Origin of the sequence: Empedobacter sp. UBA7248 (genome assembly GCF_002472945.1) — a bacterium.
Lineage (GTDB): Bacteria > Bacteroidota > Bacteroidia > Flavobacteriales > Weeksellaceae > Empedobacter > Empedobacter falsenii_C.
This window is the reverse complement of sequence record NZ_DKSU01000009.1, coordinates 70,924-90,887: the sequence shown is the minus strand read 5'-3', so window position 1 is coordinate 90,887 and position 19,964 is coordinate 70,924. Positions and strand designations below refer to the sequence as shown.

General features: G+C 31.3%; 17 protein-coding genes. 11 read left to right on the top strand and 6 right to left on the bottom strand.

From position 1 onward, the window contains the following. The first annotated feature begins 192 nt into the window (after positions 1–192). The 4 genes from B4A23_RS10280 to B4A23_RS10265 all read left to right on the top strand — a co-directional run bounded on the left by B4A23_RS10280 (position 193) and on the right by B4A23_RS10265 (position 5,170). On the top strand, positions 193–1,218 hold the full coding sequence (locus B4A23_RS10280) for a DHH family phosphoesterase (protein ID WP_291119651.1): 1,026 nt from the start codon (positions 193–195) through the stop codon (positions 1,216–1,218). Then, positions 1,218–1,745 (top strand): FKBP-type peptidyl-prolyl cis-trans isomerase, encoded by a 528-nt coding sequence (locus B4A23_RS10275; protein ID WP_180904611.1) that lies wholly within the window; start codon positions 1,218–1,220, stop codon positions 1,743–1,745. The genes B4A23_RS10280 and B4A23_RS10275 overlap by 1 nt, the downstream gene beginning before the upstream one ends. 25 nt (positions 1,746–1,770) lie before the next feature. Then, positions 1,771–2,850 carry a peptidylprolyl isomerase gene (locus B4A23_RS10270; protein WP_244957946.1) on the top strand — a complete coding sequence of 360 codons (1,080 nt, stop codon included), beginning with the start codon at positions 1,771–1,773 and terminating at the stop codon, positions 2,848–2,850. A gap of 100 nt (positions 2,851–2,950) precedes the next feature. Beyond that, a complete protein-coding gene (locus B4A23_RS10265) occupies positions 2,951–5,170 on the top strand; it encodes a glycoside hydrolase family 2 protein (RefSeq protein WP_291119648.1) in 2,220 nt (739 codons plus the stop codon). 62 nt (positions 5,171–5,232) lie between these two features. Here the strand turns inward: B4A23_RS10265 and B4A23_RS10260 are convergent, their stop codons facing one another. From B4A23_RS10260 to B4A23_RS10250, 3 genes are all read right to left on the bottom strand, one after another. After that, positions 5,233–6,204, bottom strand: a complete 972-nt coding sequence (locus B4A23_RS10260; RefSeq protein ID WP_291119646.1) for an N-acetylornithine carbamoyltransferase — start codon at positions 6,202–6,204, stop codon at positions 5,233–5,235. 72 nt (positions 6,205–6,276) lie between these two features. After that, positions 6,277–7,533, bottom strand: a complete 1,257-nt coding sequence (locus B4A23_RS10255) for a hypothetical protein (RefSeq protein ID WP_291119644.1) — start codon at positions 7,531–7,533, stop codon at positions 6,277–6,279. 193 nt (positions 7,534–7,726) lie between these two features. Next, a complete protein-coding gene (locus B4A23_RS10250) occupies positions 7,727–8,608 on the bottom strand; it encodes a DUF72 domain-containing protein (protein WP_291119641.1) in 882 nt (293 codons plus the stop codon). A 180-nt stretch (positions 8,609–8,788) separates the two neighbouring features. Here B4A23_RS10250 and htpG point away from each other — a divergent pair, with 180 nt between their 5' ends. Further along, positions 8,789–10,666: a molecular chaperone HtpG gene (htpG, locus tag B4A23_RS10245; RefSeq protein WP_291119638.1), complete on the top strand. Its 1,878-nt coding sequence runs from the start codon at positions 8,789–8,791 to the stop codon at positions 10,664–10,666. 647 nt (positions 10,667–11,313) lie between these two features. Here htpG and B4A23_RS10240 read toward each other — a convergent pair. From B4A23_RS10240 to B4A23_RS10230, 3 genes are read right to left on the bottom strand one after another with little or no spacing between them, the layout of a single operon-like run. Next, the gene (locus B4A23_RS10240; protein WP_038337216.1) at positions 11,314–12,084 is read right to left on the bottom strand and encodes a succinate dehydrogenase/fumarate reductase iron-sulfur subunit; all 771 of its coding nucleotides are present in this window, start codon (positions 12,082–12,084) and stop codon (positions 11,314–11,316) included. A gap of 60 nt (positions 12,085–12,144) precedes the next feature. Further along, positions 12,145–14,157, bottom strand: a complete 2,013-nt coding sequence (locus B4A23_RS10235) for a fumarate reductase/succinate dehydrogenase flavoprotein subunit (RefSeq protein ID WP_135836184.1) — start codon at positions 14,155–14,157, stop codon at positions 12,145–12,147. Positions 14,158–14,174: 17 nt separating this feature from the next. Then, on the bottom strand, positions 14,175–14,867 hold the full coding sequence (locus tag B4A23_RS10230) for a succinate dehydrogenase cytochrome b subunit (RefSeq protein WP_286501216.1): 693 nt from the start codon (positions 14,865–14,867) through the stop codon (positions 14,175–14,177). A gap of 325 nt (positions 14,868–15,192) precedes the next feature. Here B4A23_RS10230 and B4A23_RS10225 point away from each other — a divergent pair, with 325 nt between their 5' ends. From B4A23_RS10225 to B4A23_RS10200, 6 genes are read left to right on the top strand one after another with little or no spacing between them, the layout of a single operon-like run. Further along, on the top strand, positions 15,193–15,693 hold the full coding sequence (locus tag B4A23_RS10225) for an RNA polymerase sigma factor (protein ID WP_180904711.1): 501 nt from the start codon (positions 15,193–15,195) through the stop codon (positions 15,691–15,693). Beyond that, complete coding sequence (locus B4A23_RS10220) at positions 15,693–16,334, top strand: hypothetical protein (protein WP_291119632.1); 642 nt, start codon at positions 15,693–15,695, stop codon at positions 16,332–16,334. The genes B4A23_RS10225 and B4A23_RS10220 overlap by 1 nt, the downstream gene beginning before the upstream one ends. A 21-nt stretch (positions 16,335–16,355) precedes the next feature. Next, entirely contained in the window at positions 16,356–16,667 is a 312-nt protein-coding gene (locus B4A23_RS10215) for a hypothetical protein (RefSeq protein ID WP_180904713.1), read from the top strand. 51 nt (positions 16,668–16,718) lie between these two features. Next, positions 16,719–19,103: a TonB-dependent receptor gene (locus tag B4A23_RS10210; protein ID WP_291119629.1), complete on the top strand. Its 2,385-nt coding sequence runs from the start codon at positions 16,719–16,721 to the stop codon at positions 19,101–19,103. Between the two features lie 7 nt (positions 19,104–19,110). Next, positions 19,111–19,428: a hypothetical protein gene (locus tag B4A23_RS10205; protein ID WP_286514451.1), complete on the top strand. Its 318-nt coding sequence runs from the start codon at positions 19,111–19,113 to the stop codon at positions 19,426–19,428. 52 nt (positions 19,429–19,480) lie between these two features. Continuing rightward, entirely contained in the window at positions 19,481–19,963 is a 483-nt protein-coding gene (locus tag B4A23_RS10200) for a DUF4625 domain-containing protein (RefSeq protein WP_286514449.1), read from the top strand. The last annotated feature ends 1 nt before the right edge of the window (position 19,964 follow it).

Below are 19,964 nucleotides of genomic sequence, written 5' to 3'. Positions count from 1 at the left end.
ACAAATATAATCGAATTAATATTTGTTTAACATTTTTTTATTATTCTGATTTTATTTTTAATAATCATAAAACGGAATTACAACAATTCATCAACAAAATACGCACATTGAAAATAAATAATTCATTTAAATTTTGCAGTTTTCTTCTTCAAAGCAATTTACAATATCACTTGTTTGTTTATCTTTGCAACTATGCAAATGACAAATTTCGAAGAGTTAAAAACTCTTTTAAAATCAACACCAAAGAAAATTGCAATTCTACCGCACAAAAATCCTGATGGAGATGCGATAGGTTCTACATTGGCGATGTATCATTATTTGAATAAATTGGGACACACGTGTAACATTGTTTCACCAAACGATTTTCCGAAGTTCCTAAAATGGATGCCTTCAGCAAAAGATATTGTAATTGCAGATTACCGACCAAAAGTTGCCGAAGCAATTATACATCAAGCTGAGTTGATTTTTATCTTAGATTTTAATACTGTAAAACGAATTGATGACTTAGGAAACTGGGTTGAACGTTCAAAAGCACCAAAAATATTAATCGATCATCACCGCGAACCAGATACATTTGATTTTATGTATTCGGATATCGAAATGCCTGCGACTTGTCAAATGGTTTATAATTTTATCGATGCGATGAATGATTTGGATAAAATTGACAAAGGTATTGCTGAATGTATTTATACTGGAATAATGACTGATACAGGCGGATTCCGTTTTCGTAATACATCGGCAGATACGCACAGAATTGTAGCTGAATTGATTGACAAAGGTGTAGAAGTTGACAAAGTGACTTCGTATGTTAACGATTCGCAAACGCAAGGACGTTTAAAATTGTTATCATTAACCCTAAATAATCTAACTTTTTTACCAGAACATCGTACAGCTTTCATGTTCTTAAAACGCGAAGATTTATTAGCAAATGGTTTTCAAAAAGGAGATACAGAAGGTTTTGTAAATTATGGTTTGAGTGTAGAGAATTTTATCTTTTCTGTAATTTTTATTGAAGATACACATCATAATTTCATTAAAATTTCGTTACGTTCTAAAGGTGATTTTGATGTGAATGAATTTTCTCGCAAACATTTCAACGGCGGTGGCCATATGAATGCGGCTGGAGGTCGTTCGGATATGAATATGGAAGAAACAATTGCTTATTTCCAATCACTTTTACCAGAATATCAAGAAAAATTAGCTAGTATCGTTATCTAATGAAAAAAGTTATTTTATTCACTTTCGCTGTTTTTGCGTTAATGAGTTGTGATCAAAAAGTGATACAATATCCCGTTTCATATTCTAATGATGATTTTATGAAACGTTCGCAAGAGCGTGGAAAATTATTGCATCAAGAAGAATTGCAATGGTTTGATGATTATATGAAAACATCTGACCTAAAATTTGTTAAAACGAGTTCGGGTTTTTGGATTTCGAATAGTGGTCAACGAACAGCTCAAACAGCTAATAATGGAGATTATATCGAATTTGAATATCAAGTAACTGATATCGAAAACAACATTTTATATTCGTTTAACGATAATAAAATTCAGAAAATAATTTTAGGAAAAGCTGATATTGTGAGAGGTTTACAAGCTGGTTTACAATTAATTCCTGAAGGTGAAACTGCTAAATTATTGTTACCTTCGTTTTTAGCTTATGGAGGTTATGGCGATACGCAAAAAATTGCGCCAGACTCGCCTATTATTATGGATGTAAAAGTTTTGAAAATAAAAAAACACTAATAAACACAAAGACTGTAAAGTTAAAATGAGAAAAATATTATTAATCTTAACTGTCATCACTACCCTTGTTAGTTGTGGCGTTAAAATTCCAAAATCGATGAGTAAAGAAGAATTTAAAAGTTTAGAAGACGGATTGTATGCAAAAATGACAACAAATCATGGTGCAATGACAATCAAATTATACGAAGAAGAAGCGCCAATGACGGTTGCTAACTTTGTTGGATTAGCAGAAGGTACAAAAGAAAATAAAGCAAAAGCAAAAGGAGTTCCTTTTTATGATGGAATCATTTTTCACCGTGTGATCAAAGATTTCATGATTCAAGGTGGTGATCCAGATGGAATTGGTACAGGTGGACCTGGTTACGATTTCGAAGATGAGTTTGAACCAACTTTAAAACACGATAAAAAAGGTGTTTTATCTATGGCAAATTCAGGACCAGCTACAAACGGTTCTCAATTCTTCATCACAGAAGTTCCTACACCATGGTTAGACGGACGTCACACTATTTTCGGACAAGTTGTAGAAGGTTTAGATGTAGTTGATTCTATTGCAAATGTAGAAAAAACGCCAAGTGATAAACCAGTTGTTCCAGTTGTAATTGAGAAAGTAGAAATCGCTCGTAAAGGTGATAAATATGCTAAATACAACGGAGCTGAAGCATTTGAAGCTGCAAAAGCAAATCACGCAAAAAAACAAGCTGAAGCTGAAGCGAAAGCAAAAGCTGAAAAAGATGCTGAAATTGCTCGTCAAAAAGAATTAGAAGCAAAAGCTCAATCAACTCCTTCTGGATTAAAATATGTAATTTTAGAAGAAGGTAACGGAGCAAAACCAGTTCAAGGAGATCCAATTCAAGTACATTATACTTTACGTTTAAACGATGGTGAAAAATTAGATTCTTCTTACGATCGCAATCAACCATTAGACGCTACAGTTGGTGTAACAGGATTAATCCAAGGTTGGATGGAAGCATTGACAATGTTCAACAGAGGTTCTAAAGTTTTCTTAATTATCCCTGCTGAATTAGGTTATGGATCAAGAGGTGCTGGAGGTGTTGTTCCACCAAACGCAACTTTATATTTTGATATGGAAGTTTTAGATAAATAATTTATCTATTCAAAATAAGTAGAAAAGCCACTCAAATTGAGTGGCTTTCTTTTTGTCCACATTTTTGAAATAACTATTTTTACTTCTTATCAAAACTCACATGAAAAATTTAACATCTTTAATTTTACTCATTCTCGGTTTACAACTAGCAAATGCTAGAGAAATTGTAAACTTTAATTCTAATTGGAGCTTTAAGAAAGGGCCATTTACCACAGCGGAAATCAACTACAATTCTATTTTCAAAGGTGATTGGCAATTGGTTCAAATTCCACATACATGGAATGCGACTGATATGCAAACGAATCAAGTTAAAGCCGGTTTTTATAGTACTAACGAGCGCTTTTATGTTGGTGATTCGTATTACAGAAAATCTTTTACACCAAAAACTGAATGGAAAGGAAAACGTATTTTTATCAAATTTGAAGGCGTTGGTGCAAATACAGAAGTTTACGTCAATAATTCGCCTCTAAAATCTACACAAAATAAGAACAAAGTAAGCTATCAAAGCGATACAAACAACGGAAATTATAATTTTGTTGGACGTCATCAAGGTGGATATTCTGCATTTGTTTTGGAATTGACAGGAATGATAAAATTTGATCAAGAAAATGAAATTTTAGTTAAAGCCAATAACGAGGAAAATCCAGCAATTATTCCTGTGAATCATGTTTTATTTCCTGTTTATGGCGGAATTTATCGTCCAGTTTCGTTAATTGTGACTGATCCTGTCAATATTGCTGTAAATGATTTTGCTTCGGCTGGAATTTATATTTCTCAGAAAAATGTAAGCAAAAAATCAGCAGATATTCATGTTAAAGTCAAAGTTGATAATAAATCTGGTCAACAAAATAACATCGAAATTTTCACTTCTATTATTGATCATAACAATAAAACTGTAAAATCTATCACTACTCCTTACACTCTATCGCCGCAAGGAAGACAAGAAATTATTCAAGATATCAAGGTTAATAATCCACATTTATGGAATGGTTTAGAAGATCCATATTTATATAAAGTGGTTACGCAAATCAAAAAAAATAATCAAGTTCTAGATGAAGTAACGCAACCTTTAGGTATCCGTAAATTTGAGCTAAAAGCCAACGAAGGTTTCTTCTTAAACGACAAAAAATATCCGTTATATGGTGTCACAAGACATCAAGATCGCTGGGGAAAAGGTTCGGCTTTATCAAATGAAGATCACGACGAAGATTTAGCAATAATCAAAGAAATTGGAGCAACTTCTATTCGTTTGGCTCATTATCAACAATCCGATTATTTTTATTCTAAATGTGATAGTTTAGGATTAATAGTTTGGGCAGAAATTCCGTTTGTGAATCAGGTTACAACCTTAGAAGAAAATAATGCGATGCAACAATTAAAAGAACTGATTCGTCAAAATTACAATCATCCATCTATATACACTTGGGGACTACACAATGAAGTTTATTCGCCAAATAATTACACGATAGAATTAACAACAAAGCTAAATGACTTAGCTAAAACAGAAGATCCTGATCGTTATACCGTGCAAGTTAGTGGTTATAATATAGTCGATCATCCAGTTAATAATAATGCGGATATACAAGGAATTAATCACTATTTCGGATGGTACAATGGCGAAGTCGAAAATTTGTCAGACAAAGAAGATGTTGAAACTTGGGCGAATGAAATTTCGAAAAAGTTCAAAGATTACAAAATCATTTTCTCTGAATATGGTGCAGAAGCAAAACCTGAAGATCAAGTAGAAGTTGCAGGAAACTATGGAAATCAGTGGAGTGATCCTGCTTTTTTCCCAGAAGAATTTGCAACTAAATTTCATATTGTTCATTGGGCAACAATAGAAAAACATCCAATATTTTTGGGATCTTATGTTTGGAATACTTTCGATTTTGCAACACCTATTACAAGATTAAATGTTAATCCCAGAAACTACAAAGGTTTGGTTTCATTTGACCGAAAAATTAAAAAAGATCCTTTTTATTGGTACAAAGCAAATTGGAGCAAAGAACCTGTTGTTTATTTAACGCAGCGTCGAATGGTAAATAGAGGAAATGAATTTACAACTGTTACAATCTTCTCTAATCAAGGAACGCCAACGTTAACTGTAAATGGTAAAAAGATTGAAAATGTAAAAAATGGTTATAATAAAATTCATTTCGTTGCCGAAAATGTTCAATTGCAAAAAGGTGAAAATATAATTATTGCAGAAACTAATCTTAATGGAAAAATCATTTCAGATAAAATTATTTGGAACTATGATCCAAAATATAAAACTTCCCAAAAAGAAGCAACTACGAAAGATATTCATGTTGGACTTTAGTGAGAAATCATAAAAAAAGGCTTAAAAATTAATTTTAAGCCTTTTTTGTATGTTGTAGTTTACTACTTATTTTTCAGGATCTCGTGGAAAACAGTTTGAGCAGAAAAAATTCTGTTCGTTGCTTCATCAATTACGATAGAACGATCAGAATCTAAAACTTCATCAGATACTACCACATTACGACGAACTGGTAAACAGTGCATAAATTTTCCATTATTTGTCAAATTCATTTTATCCATTGTCACTTCCCAATCCTTGTCACCATCATTTGCTTGACCATAATTTTCATAAGAAGACCAGTTTTTTGCATAGACAAAATCTGCATCTTTCAATGCTTCATCTTGATCATAAGCAATCGTTGCTCCATCAGTAAATTTTGGATCTAATTCATATCCTTTCGGTTGTACAACTGTAAAATCTACCCAATCCACTTTAGAAAACCATTGTGCAAAAGAATTCGGAACAGCTTGTGGCAAACGACGTGGATGCGGCGCCCAAGTCATCACAACTTTCACTTTCTTTTCAGGTTTTGTACCAGGTGTATAACCCGTTTTTTCTGCAATTGTAATTAAATCAGCAAAAGATTGTAAGGGATGTAAGGTTGCACTTTCCAAAGACACAACAGGAACAGAAGATAACTCTTTTACTTTATTGAACATGATTTCGTTGTAATCTTCATCACGATCTACTAATTTCGGAAAAGTACGAACCCCTAAAACATCACAATACGCACTAATTACCTGAATTGCTTCTTTGATATGTTCTTGCGAATCTCCGTTCATTACAGCTCCATCAGCCATTTCCAATGTCCAAGAATCTGCACCCGCATTCAAAACCCAAGCATTAGCCCCAAGATTATAAGCCGCTTTAATAGAGCTTAAACGTGTACGTAAACTTGGATTAAAGAAAATTAAACCAACTGTTTTGTTTTTACCAACTTCTTGTTGAGCAAAAGGATTTGCTTTAATTTCTAAGGCTGTTTTTAGTAATTCGTCGATGTTTTCTACATCATAAACCGAAGTAAATTGTTTCATAATTGAGAAGAATCTTTTGTTTTATTTGTTCTGCAAAATTAGTTGAAACAATCGAAGAATAGTCAGTTTTTTTTATTTTATTGGTTGAAAATTTAAAATAATATTATTCTTAATTTTATTAATCATTAATATTTTATTTTCTTCGCCTATAGAATTAGGCTCTGAATCTTCTGAATCAATTTTAATTATTTTTGAAATAAAGTCAGAATCGCTATTTGCAATTTTTAGGAGTTTATTTTTCCTATTAAAATTATCCATTTCAATTATGGTTAATAATCTATCATCAACAAAATACTTATAGTCAATCAACTCTAATTCATTTCTAAAATATTTCTTGAAAGAAACTAAATTGTTTTCTACATCAAAATTTACTAAAAAATAATTCTTAGTTTCAAAACTATAAAGTTCACTTGATTCATTTTTTAACAAGATTGAGAAACCTTTTTTTGTTTCAAAATTTCTAATTGGATTTAAGTAGTTCTCCTTTCCTTCGTTTTTACCAATAAAGAAATCCAATTTTTTAGAAAATCTTGTCCAACTAAAAAAGTTTCTAGAAACTGTATTTCCTTCTGAATCTATAATCCATTTAAAAATTCCTGAATAGCTTTTCGTTTGTAATTCTGTGAAATTCTTAGCAGGATTTTTATACAATCCTATAATAATAAATTTATCCTCAAACTTTTCTATTTTATTAATTTCTAAAAACTGTTGAGAATCACCATTCATAGAAATAGAACTCAATAATTTTCCTGTTTCAACATCATAAATCTTAAGCTCTGAACCAGTAAGATTTCTTCTATTTTCAAAATTATTTTCTAAAATAAAAACTTTTCCATCTATTATATTAATAAGATTTTGATACGTTAAATTTTCTTTTTCTTTATAATTTTTATATAAACTCCATACAGTTTTCCCTTCCTCATCAAGAATTTTTATCGTATTTTCTTTCATTTTACTCCCAAATAATGCAACCTTTGGAATAACATAAGATTCAACAATATAGTATAATTTCTTATTGGATTCAATAGGAAAAACTTCTGATAAATCTGTTCCATTTTGACCTTTTAAAATTTCATTAAACCTTATCTGTGAATTACTTAAAGTTAGATCCTTTCCATTTTGATAAATTATTTTTTCAAAAACATTGGTTTTTAGGTTAAAAACATACGTTGCTTCAAAGGACGTTGTTCCAACATTAGGATTCAGAAATGTTTTTGTTATGATTACCCTATCTCCTATTCTTTTAATATTCTTATAAAAGGTATAAAAATTATAAGGCACATAATCCGTATAGGAATAAGAAAATAGTAGAGCTAAATTTTTATCCAAAACATCAAAATTAAACCCTTTTGAATGATTATTTAATAAAAAATAGTCTTCTTTAACTCCATTTTGATTATTGAAATTATATACTCCATAATTATTATTAGTAATCGGAAACTCATATTGTTGAGCAAAAATACTTATAGTAAAAAATAAATATATTAGTGTTAAAAGTTTTTTCATATAGCGTAGTTAATTTTTAAAACAACGTCAATTCATCTTGCGGACCACGGATATCTAAATCCAAATCATCATTTAATTTTTTTATAAAATATTTGGCTAACATAGGCGATTCTAACTCTAAATTTTGATGAATAAAGAAATACAATTTATGTAAACCTTCTGCTTTCCAAAGTTTAATTGTTTCAATCCATTCATCCAAGCGTTCATAATCAGATGGAATATTTGCTCCAACAAAACGAACAAAAGCTTCATTAGAAGTCAATCGCATATGCACCATATCTCTCCTACCTGCTGCATCAACAATGATATTTGAAATATTATGCTTTTCTAATAAAGTTACCAATCGATTAAAATTTTCTTCATTCGAAAACCAATCTTCATGGCGTAATTCAACTGCCAAAGGATAACCTTTCGGAAAATTATTAATAAAATTTTGAAGTTTATCAAAATCTTTTGGCGCAAAATTTTCGTGCATTTGCAAGAAAATCATTCCTAATTTTTCTTCAAACAACGCAACTGCATCCAAATATTGATTCAATTTATCTGTCACATTTTGCAATCGACCATAATGGCTAATACTTTGCGGAATTTTCGGAAAAAATTTAAAATCTTTTGGCGTTTTATTCGCCCAAGTTTCTACATTTTCTTTACTTGGCGAGCGATAATATGTCGCATTTAGCTCGATACTATTAAATTGAGTAGAATAATAACTCAATTCATCTTTTGTTTTAGGCGGATAAAAATTCTTCAAATCTTGCTTATTCCATTTCGCACAACCTACATATACTTCAAAATTATCTGATTTATCAGCTTTATTCAACAAATCAATCGTTTCTTTTGGCGTTTTTGGCAATGTAAAATCAACCAATTCTGGGTTTTCTACTTTTCCGAATTTCATCTTTCTAAATTTGAACGAAAATTAAGCAATTATCAGCAGTTCTCAAGATCTATTTTACGACAAAATGTCAGAAAAATTTCATTTGGAATATCTTTTGAAATTTAAAATTCGTCAATAAATCTCATGATTTAGACTATTTACAAGAAAAACTAATTATTAAATAATAAAAATACAATAACGATGAATAAAGGAAATATTAATGTTTCGGTAGAGAATATCTTTCCATTAATTAAGAAGTTTTTATACAGTGATCACGAAATCTTTTTGCGCGAATTAATTTCAAATGCTTCTGATGCAACCCTGAAATTAAAGCATTTAACAAGTATTGGTGACGCAAAAGTAGAATACGGAAATCCAAAAATTGAAGTAAAAATCAATAAAGACGATAATACTTTACACATTATTGACCAAGGTTTGGGAATGACAGCTGATGAAGTGGAGAAATACATCAATCAAGTGGCGTTTTCTGGAGCCGAAGAATTTATCAATCAACACCAAGATGCGGACGGAATTATCGGACATTTTGGTTTAGGTTTTTATTCTGCGTTTATGGTTGCGGATAAAGTAGAAATCATTACAAAATCATACAAAGACGAGCCAGCAGTTCATTGGACATGTGATGGTTCTCCTGAATTTACATTAGAAAATTCGGATAAAACTGAGCGTGGAACTGAAATCATTTTACATATTGCTGAAGATTCGAAAGAGTTTTTAGACGAATGGAAAATCCGTGAATTATTGAATAAATACAATAAATTCATGCCAATTCCGATCAAATTTGGAACGAAAAAAGAAACACTTCCTTTACCAGAAGGTGCTGCTGAAGATGCAAAACCTGAGGAAATCGAAGTTGATGATATTATCAATAATACAAATCCGGCTTGGACAAAAGCGCCATCTGAATTATCTGACGAAGATTATCAAAATTTCTACAGAGAATTGTATCCAATGCAATTTGAAGAACCTTTATTCCACATTCATTTAAATGTTGATTATCCATTTAATTTGACTGGAATTTTGTTCTTCCCAAAATTAGGAAACAATATCAATATTGATAAAGATCGTATTCAATTGTACCAAAATCAAGTGTTTGTAACAGACGAAGTGAAAGGAATTGTACCTGATTTCTTGATGTTATTGCGTGGTGTGATTGATTCTCCAGATATTCCGTTGAATGTTTCTCGTTCGTACTTACAAGCTGATGGAGCAGTGAAGAAAATTTCGGCGCACATTACGAAAAAAGTGGCGGATAAAATGTCTTCATTAATGAATCAAAATCGTGAAGATTACGAGCAAAAATGGAACGATATTAAAGTGGTCATTGAATATGGAATGATTTCGGAAGATAAATTCTTCGAAAAATCTGACAAATTTGCATTGTATCCAACAGTTGATGGTAAATATTTCACTTGGGAAGAATTGAATGTTGCAATCAAAGACAATCAAACCAACAAAGACGGAAAATTAGTTATTCTTTATGCTTCTGATGTTGATGGACAAGATCAATACATCCAAATTGCGAAAGAAAAAGGTTACGAAGTAATTTTATTAGATTCTCCTATTTCTTCTCACTTGATTCAGAAGTTAGAATCTACAAAAGAAAATGTAACATTTGTTCGTGTTGATGCGGATCATATCAATAATTTGATTGAAAAAGATGAAGTTAAAATTTCCAAATTATCTGATGATGATAAAGAAAAATTGAAAACTGAAATCACAGAATCAATCAACAACAAATCATATACAATTCAATTGGAAGATTTATCTGGAACAGATGCGCCTTTCATCATTACGCAATCAGAATTTATGCGTCGTATGAAAGACATGCAAGCTTCTGGTGGAGCTGGAATGTTCGGAATGGGTAATTTCCCTGAAATGTATAATGTTGTTGTGAATGCAAACTCAGATTTAGCAACAGAGATTTTAGCTAAAGATTCGAAAGAAGAAAAAGATGCGTTGATTAACCAAGCATTAGATTTAGCAAAATTATCACAAGGTTTGTTAAAAGGTAAAGAGTTAACAAATTTTATCAATAGAAGTTTTAAAAACATTAAATAATCTCAGAACACTATATTTTAGTAATCTTAAACTTAAAATCCAGCACATAATGTGCTGGATTTTTTATTTCTCAATAGACTTATTGATGTGTTAAACTTTTAAAGTTAGTCTGAAATAATTTGCAAAAAATGATTTTTGTCATTAATTTTACATCAAGGAATTAATAATTATTCGTTCAGGACTTCAAAATACTTTAGTTGTTTTGAAACAGAACATTAAAATTAATAGTTGTTTTTCCACAAAATAACGAAATTTTTAAGCCGACAGAGAATTTTCATAATAAGGTGAAAATTAATTCAAATCATTATCAAAAATTTCGGGAAGGATTTCAAGAAATTGAAATCCTTTTTTCTCCAGACGTTCTTTTTAAATCGATTTTACTCATAGTTTTTGCATTTTTACATATAATTAATAATCAATCAGACATGAGTACATTTCATTTATTATTTACAATAGATATTTGTTCTATTTATAAAAATTCTTTTTTTATAATCATTTAAAAAGAACAAGTTACAATGGACTTATTCAGAAGAAAGAATTTGACATTGGGAAGGATTTCAAGAAATTGAAATCCTTTTTTTATGCAATTATTATAACAAAAAAAGAGCGACAAATATGTCGCTCTTTTAATATATATCAGAATTTTATTATTCTTGTGATACAATTTTTGCAGATAAATACTCACGGTTCATACGTGCGATGTTATCTAAAGAAATTCCTTTCGGACATTCGATTTCACAAGCTCCTGTATTTGTACAGTTACCAAAACCTTCTAAATCCATTTGCGCAACCATTTTTTGAGCACGACGAGCAGCTTCTACTTGTCCTTGTGGTAACAATGCAAATTGAGAAACTTTAGCTCCTACGAATAACATTGCAGATCCATTTTTACAAGTTGCAACACAAGCTCCACAACCAATACATGTTGCAGCGTCAAACGCTTCATCTGCATGCATTTTGTTTACTGGAATGTTGTTTGCATCTACTGTACGTCCTGATGTGTTTACAGAAATGTAACCACCAGCTTGTTGGATACGGTCGAAAGATGAACGGTCTACAATTAAATCTTTGATTACTGGGAATGCAGCAGATCTCCATGGTTCGATGTAAATCGTTTCACCATCTTTGAACATACGCATATGTAATTGACAAGTTGTAACACCTCTATCTGGTCCGTGTGCTTCACCATTGATGAATAAAGAACACATACCACAAATACCTTCACGACAGTCGTGGTCGAATGCAACTGGCTCTTTTCCTTCCTCTATTAATTGCTCATTTAATAAATCAAGCATTTCTAAGAAAGAAGAATCAGTAGAAACATCTTTTAAGGAATATGTTTCCATTTTTCCTTGAGCATTAGCGTTTTTTTGACGCCAAATTTTCAGCGTGATGCTGATTGTTTTTGATGATGCCATAATTCTATATGATATTTTGACATTTTGCTTGAAGGTTTGTTATCAAGCAAAATGATTTTATTATTTATAACTACGAGTTTTAAGCTCGATATATTTGTAATTTAATTCCTCTTTGTGTAAAACCTCTGTGTTGATGTCATCACCTTTATATTCCCAAGCGGCAACATAAGTATAATTTGCATCATCACGCATTGCTTCACCTTCTTCTGTTTGGTACTCCTCACGGAAGTGACCACCACAAGACTCATTACGGTTAAGTGCATCAATTGCCATTAACTGTCCTAATTCTAAGAAGTCAGCTACACGTCCAGCTTTCTCTAACTCAGTATTCATTTCGTTAGCATCACCAGGAACTTTTACATCGCGGTAGAATTCTTCACGTAAAGCAGCAATTTCAGCAATCGCTTCTTTTAAACCTTCAGCGTTACGAGCCATACCTACTTTATTCCACATGATGATTCCTAAACGTTTGTGGAAACTATCTACAGTTTTAGTTCCTTTATTGCTTAAGAAATGTTGAATTTGATCTTTAACAGCTTTTTCAGCTTCGTCAAATTCTGGAGTATTTGTAGGAATTTTACCTGTACGAATATCTGCTGATAAATAATCTGCAATTGTATAAGGTAATACGAAATAACCATCAGCTAAACCTTGCATTAATGCAGAAGCTCCTAAACGGTTAGCTCCGTGATCAGAGAAGTTAGCCTCTCCAGCTACGAAACATCCTGGAATTGTTGATTGTAAGTTGTAATCAACCCAAACACCACCCATTGTATAGTGAATTGCAGGATAGATACGCATTGGATTTTCATATGGATTCTCATCTGTAATTTTCCAATACATTTGGAACAAGTTTCCATATTTCTCCTCGATCCATTTTTTTCCTAATTTCTCGATTTCAGCATCTGATGGATTTTGATCTCCGTTTGCGAAAGCAACCTCACGACCTTTTTTCTTGATCTCATCTGTAAAATCTAAGTAAACTCCTTCTCCAGTTTCGTTAGCTTCAATACCATAACCAGCATCACAACGCTCTTTTGCAGCACGAGATGCAACGTCACGAGGAACTAAGTTACCGAATGCAGGATAACGTCTTTCTAAGTAGTAATCTCTGTCTTCTTCTTTGATATCAACTGCTTTTTTCTTACCAGCACGGATTGCTTCAGCGTCTTCTTTCTTTTTAGGAACCCAGATACGACCAGAGTTACGTAAAGATTCAGACATTAAAGTCAATTTAGATTGATTTGTTCCGTGGATTGGAATACAAGTTGGGTGAATTTGTACATAACAAGGGTTAGCAAAATAAGCACCTTTTTTGTGGATTTTCCATGCAGAAGTTACGTTAGAACCCATTGCATTAGAAGATAAGAAATATACGTTTCCGTAACCACCAGTAGCAATAACTACTGCGTGAGCAGAATGTCTTTCGATTTCACCTGTAATTAAATTACGAGCGATAATACCACGAGCTTTACCATCTACAAGTACAATGTCTAACATTTCGTGACGATTGTACATTTGGATGTGCCCTAAGTGGATTTGCTGATTCATTGCTGAATAAGCTCCTAATAATAATTGTTGTCCTGTTTGACCTTTCGCATAGAAAGTACGAGATACTTGTACCCCACCAAAAGAACGGTTATCTAATAACCCACCGTAATCACGTGCAAAAGGAACCCCTTGCATTACACATTGGTCGATAATATTACCAGAAACCTCTGCTAAACGATAAACGTTAGACTCACGAGCGCGGTAATCACCACCTTTGATTGTATCGTAAAATAAACGGTAGATAGAGTCGTTATCTCCTTTATAATTTTTAGCAGCATTAATCCCCCCTTGTGCAGCAATAGAGTGTGCACGACGTGGTGAATCTTGATAACAGAAAGCTTTTACTTTATATCCTAACTCTGCTAAAGTAGCAGCTGCAGAACCACCAGCTAAACCTGTACCTACAACAATAACATCAATTTTATCACGGTTATTTGGAGCCACTAAGTTTAAGTGTGCTTTGTGTTCGCTCCATTGTTGTGCGATATCTCCTTGTGGAGATTTTGAATCTAATATACTCATTTCTTGATATTATTTAATTATTTAACAAAAAAATGGTAAACAGCGATGATAATGAAACCTGCTGGAATTAAAATTGAATACCATTTCCCGAAAGCAACAATTACTGGAGTGTATTTGTTGTGTCTTGCACCAATAGATTGGAATGCAGATGCAAATCCATGTTGTAAGTGTAATGATAAAAATACAAATGCAACAATGTAAATTACTAATCTTACAAAACTTAAAGCACCTTCTAATGTAAAAATGTGGTTTAAGTGATCCATAAAGTAATTTCCTTGAGCAAACTCAGGATTTGGAGCAATGTAGTGATCAGTAATTGTAGGAACCCAAAAGTCATACAAGTGTAATAATAAGAAAACTAAAATTACAGATCCAGAAACTAACATGTTTCTTGACATCCAAGAAGCATTTGCAGCACCATTATACTTTTGATAAGCAACTGGTCCACGCGCTTTCTTGTTTTGCGCTTCTAATACAAACCCCATTACAAAGTGGTATACAACACCAATTAATAAAATAGGCTGCATTAAATATTGGATAAAAGGGTTATCACTCATGAAAGCCGAAACTTCATTGAACCCATTCGGATTAATAACAGATAATGCATTAATCACGAAATGTTGTAACAAGAACACGATCAAAAATAACGCTGAAAGCGCCATCGCGAACTTCTTACCAATCGACGATTTTAGTAATGATTCATTTGCCATAAAGCAATTCGTTTAATTTTTTAGATATTTCCACAAATTTAATCATCCCGTTGCTCTAATCACAATGAATTATATCATTTCGTTAACAGATTTCGATAGTTTAGAATCATTCTTAGTTAATTAAGACATTTTTAACAAATTTTCTAAATTTTTATTGCTTAATAAATAATTAATTTCTATACTTGCAGTAGAAAAGTAGAACAACTTTTCATAGGTTTAAGTTAGTTAGGTTAATCCTCTTATAGAAATATAAGAGGGTTTTTTATTTTTTAGTTGTAACATTATTCTTTTTTTTACTACAAATAAAGAGCAACAGAATAATAGTTTGAATAATAAAGCAAAAATCTTTACCGAATTAGTCGAGAAAAATCAGGGAATTATCCATAAGGTTTGTCGTATATATACAGACGACAAGGATTCTCATGACGATTTATTTCAGGAAATTGTATTGCAATTATGGCGCTCTTACGATTCCTTCAAAGGAGATTCAAAATTTAGTACATGGATGTATCGTGTTAGCTTGAACACAGCGATTACATTAATCAGAAAAAAAACAAAATCGAGTGAAACTGATTTTAATGAAGCTCAATTTTTAAATTTAAAATCAGAAGACAAAGACGAATTTTTAGAGGAACGCATCACACTTTTATATGCTGCAATTAGATTATTAAATGACGTAGAACGTGCATTGGTACTGCTATTTTTAGAAGACTTACCTTACAAAGACATTGCCGAAACTTTAGGAATTTCTGAAGTAAATGCACGCGTTAAGATGAACAGAGTGAAAATAAAATTGAAAGAGATAATGTCTAAAATGGAACAATAATGGAGTTAGATGACTTAAAATCAATTTGGGGTTCCATAAAGGAAGAAGAAAAGTTTGATCAAAATCAAATTTTTCAAATGTTGAAGAAAAAATCGTCAACGACAATAAAATGGTTATTTATATTCACTTTTTGCGAATTTATCCTTTTTCTTGTCTACAATTTATATGTTTTAATTTCAGGAAAAAATTTTTTTAATAACGAAGTCAAAACATTAGTCGAAGAAAAAACGATTAATAATTACGAAATCGCTTCCGTTTTTAGTATTGTGATTACGTTTGGATTTTTGGTAATGGCTTATCGTTATTTCAAGAAAATAGATCTTAATCAATCTGTCGTCGATTTGATGAAAAACATTATTTCATTTCGTCGATTGGTGAACTTGTTTATTCTTTTCACCGTTTTAAGTTTAATTGTTTCCTCTGCCCCATTCTATTACGAATTAGGCCAATCTATTTATTTAGCAAAACATGCCAATGATATACAACCAATTGCGAATAATGCTGCTGTTTATGGTTGGATTGCAATAATAACTGCTGTTGCTTTTATTGTGATTATAGGAACAGTTTATTATGGAATTATTTATTTTTTATTTTTAAAAAAACTTCAACAAAACATGAAAGAGTTGAAAGAAATGAAATAAAATCTTATTTTTGTAAACTGAATGAAAAAATTTATCCAATATATTATGCTTACAATTTCACTGTTTATGACAGTGTATCAGTCTGCGCATATATTGGATCATGCTCTAAGTAAAGAGCACAAAGAGTTGAAAGATAAATTCTCTAACGTACATGATCACAGCTGTACAATTTGTCATTTCAATCAACATTTTGTAGAAAATGATTCAGAAATCGAGTTATTCGAATGGTCTCAATCATTTATCCAAAAAGATAAAACACTTTATACAACTCGTGTAAAACAAGCTGTATTACTTACTCAAAAAAGTCTTCGAGCACCGCCATACACAATTTAATTTCAAGAAAAAACCACCTTATTTTTTTAACGTTATTAAATTATTGTATTTATGTCAATCAACATAAAATGTAGTATTGCAGCTACATTATTGTGCGGAACTGTGTTTGCACAAAACATTTTCGAAGGTCAAATTATAGATAAAAATCAAAAACCAATTCCTTTCACAACTGTATACTTCAACAACGAAGAATATCACACAAATTCCGAAGGAAAATTTAGAATTGAGAATTTAAATAAAGGAAATTATCAAGTTCAAATTGATGAGCAAGGTTACGAACCTTTTTCTCAAAATATTACGTTTGATTCGCAACAAAAATTTGTTTTTACACTTACTTTTCACAAATCGTACAATTTAGATGAAGTTACTGTTTTAGGTCATCATCACGATTTTTCAACTGCTAATGTAGAACGTGTAGATCAATCTTATATTCAAGAAAATTATGCAGGATCATTAGCAAAATCGCTCGAAAATATTGCAGGTGTCAATGCTTCAGGAATTGGATCATCAGCCTCAAAACCAATTATTCGTGGACTTGGTTTCAATCGATTAATTGTTGCTGAAAATGGTGTAAAACAAGAAGGACAACAATGGGGAGCCGATCACGGTTTGGAAATTGATGCACTAAATGTTGAAGATGTCGAAGTGATAAAAGGACCTGCTGCTTTGGAGTACGGAAATGAAGCTATTGCTGGAGTTATCAAGATTAACAATAACAATTTACCAGCAAAACATTCACTTTCTGGAGAAGCAAAAGCTTTGTATCAATCGATTAATGATAATTACGGAATTGGATTCAATTTAAAATCTCGAAACGATCATTTTTTCTATAAAATAAAAGGTTCGTATTCTGATTATGCAGACTACAGAACGACTACCGATCGCATCTATTATCTGAATCGCTATTTGCCAATTTACAATAAACGTGTAAAAAATACGGCTGGACAAGATTTGAATGCTGAAATACAAACAGGTTATATTGGTGAAAAATTTCGTTCAATTTTAACTGTTTCTAACGTTAATCAGAAAATTGGTTTTTTTCCTGGTTCGCACGGAATTCCTTCTGTAGATAGGCTTCAAGATGATGGAAATTATAGAAATATCGAATTTCCTTATCAAAAAGTTAATCATTTTAAAGTGATTTCCGAAAATGAATTTCGTTTAAATTCAAAAGATGTTTTAAAATTTTTGGCAAGTTATCAAAACAATCGTCGCCAAGAAGTTAGTTCGTTTCACACTCATTATGCGAATCAACCCGCTCCAACAAAAAATCCTGATTTAGAATTAGATTTTAATCTTTCTACTTATGATTCTCAATTAAAATTTGAACATAATCATAACAAAAATTTCAAAACAATAATCGGTGCACAAGCGCAATTACAAGCCAATAATATTGCGGGTTACAATTATTTATTACCAAAATATGACCGAAATATTTTTAGTGGATTTTTGATTGAAGAATTCAAAAAAGGAAATACATGGAAAGTTACAGCTGGTTTACGTTACGATTATTCAACGTTCAAATCAGAAGGTTATTTTGATGATTTTCTGTACAATTATTTGATTGAAAAAGGAAATTCTGAAGGAATTGCAGATTATTATGCAAATCGTAGCCAATCAATCGATCGTAATTTCAGTAATTTAAACGGAATGATTGGTGCAACTTTTCAACCAAATGATTTATGGGATTTCAATTTGAATGTTGGAACAAATTTCCGTTTACCAACTGCTATAGAATTGGGTTCTAACGGAATTCATCATGGTAGTTTTCGACATGAAAGAGGTGACGAAAATCTTGATGTAGAAAAAGGAATTGCAGTAGATTTCAAATCTGTTTTTCACAAAAATGATTGGGATATTTCGCTAAGTCCTTATTTATATTATTTCAGCAATTATATTTTCTTGAAACCTTCGGGACAATTTTCGATTCTTCCTCATGGTGGACAAATTTATCAATATACGCAAAGCAAAGCTTTGTTGACTGGTTTTGAATTTGAAGTTCGTAAGAAAATCAACGAAAATTTTGATGCAAATCTTGTGTACGAATATTTATATAATCGACAAATCACGGAAAATAAAAAATTCGGAAATTATCTTCCTTTCACGCCTGCAAATAATTTATTTGGACAAATTAATTATAAAATCAATCAAAATATTACATTTTTAGAAGGCTTGAGCTTTTTTGCAAATGGAAAATATACATTTGAGCAAGATAAAATCGCCCAAAACGAAGATATTACTCCAAGTTATTTCTTGGTTGGAATTGGAGGAAAAACGAAACTTAAATTCAATAATTTTAGTGCAAATTTAAGTATTCAGGTTTCTAATTTATTCAATAAAAACTATTACAATCACACCAGTTTTTATCGTGCATTACAATTACCAGAACAAGCTCGAAACATACAAGTTATGTTAGGAATTCCGTTCGGAAAATAGTTGATACATGAAAAAGAGACATCCTATTTTTGGACTTTTCTTTAGTATTATTCTTTTTTCGATTCCAATTTTTAATCAATTACATTTTTCTTTAATCGATCATTCACAAGATTTTTCGAATCAAAAGAAAGAAATTATTCATCATCAATGTAATCATTTTACATTCTATTCTGTCTTTATTGACACGCATGATGATCCAAAAATTGAAGGAAAACTAAACGAAGAATTTTACAGAAAAGAAAGTTTTGAACAAGTAGAAAAAATTAAACTTTCTACAATTGAATATCATTTTACTCGAGGTCCGCCTCAAGATTTTGTTTATTAATAAATCAACCAAAATCTTAAAAAATAACATTCAATTCAAAAAAATTAAAACAATGAAAAATTCAATTTTAAAATATTCATTTATAACATTATCAACATTATTTATTACATCTTGTTCATCTGATGATTCTTCATTAGATACAACAAAACCAGAAATTAATTTAATTTCACCAAAAGATGAAGCTCACTTACATTTAGGTGACGAAATTAATATTGAAGCTATCTTGAAAGATAATATTGAGTTGGGAGCTGTAAAAATTGATATTCATTATGCAGGAGATGGACATACTCATAACCATCGTTCTGCTAGTGTGCAAGAAGCGTCGAGTTCTACAAATACTCAATGGGAATTTACCAAAGAAGAAGCAATTCCTTCAGGTAAAAAGGAATATGCATACAATTATAAAGTTGCAATTCCCCAAGAAGGTATTGTAGATGGAGCTTATCATTTAGGATTAATTCTAATTGATAAAGCAGGAAATCAATCCGAAACATACATCGAAATCGATATAGTTGACCATAGCCACGATCATTAAT

Coding starts and splice junctions, on each gene's coding strand:
- B4A23_RS10280 (WP_291119651.1), top strand. CDS start 193: ATGCAAATGACAAATTTCGAAGAGTTAAAAACTCTTTTAAAATCAACA.
- B4A23_RS10275 (WP_180904611.1), top strand. CDS start 1,218: ATGAAAAAAGTTATTTTATTCACTTTCGCTGTTTTTGCGTTAATGAGT.
- B4A23_RS10270 (WP_244957946.1), top strand. CDS start 1,771: ATGAGAAAAATATTATTAATCTTAACTGTCATCACTACCCTTGTTAGT.
- B4A23_RS10265 (WP_291119648.1), top strand. CDS start 2,951: ATGAAAAATTTAACATCTTTAATTTTACTCATTCTCGGTTTACAACTA.
- B4A23_RS10260 (WP_291119646.1), bottom strand. CDS start 6,204: ATGAAACAATTTACTTCGGTTTATGATGTAGAAAACATCGACGAATTA.
- B4A23_RS10250 (WP_291119641.1), bottom strand. CDS start 8,608: ATGAAATTCGGAAAAGTAGAAAACCCAGAATTGGTTGATTTTACATTG.
- htpG (WP_291119638.1), top strand. CDS start 8,789: ATGAATAAAGGAAATATTAATGTTTCGGTAGAGAATATCTTTCCATTA.
- B4A23_RS10240 (WP_038337216.1), bottom strand. CDS start 12,084: ATGGCATCATCAAAAACAATCAGCATCACGCTGAAAATTTGGCGTCAA.
- B4A23_RS10235 (WP_135836184.1), bottom strand. CDS start 14,157: ATGAGTATATTAGATTCAAAATCTCCACAAGGAGATATCGCACAACAA.
- B4A23_RS10230 (WP_286501216.1), bottom strand. CDS start 14,867: ATGGCAAATGAATCATTACTAAAATCGTCGATTGGTAAGAAGTTCGCG.
- B4A23_RS10220 (WP_291119632.1), top strand. CDS start 15,693: ATGGAGTTAGATGACTTAAAATCAATTTGGGGTTCCATAAAGGAAGAA.
- B4A23_RS10215 (WP_180904713.1), top strand. CDS start 16,356: ATGAAAAAATTTATCCAATATATTATGCTTACAATTTCACTGTTTATG.
- B4A23_RS10210 (WP_291119629.1), top strand. CDS start 16,719: ATGTCAATCAACATAAAATGTAGTATTGCAGCTACATTATTGTGCGGA.
- B4A23_RS10205 (WP_286514451.1), top strand. CDS start 19,111: ATGAAAAAGAGACATCCTATTTTTGGACTTTTCTTTAGTATTATTCTT.
- B4A23_RS10200 (WP_286514449.1), top strand. CDS start 19,481: ATGAAAAATTCAATTTTAAAATATTCATTTATAACATTATCAACATTA.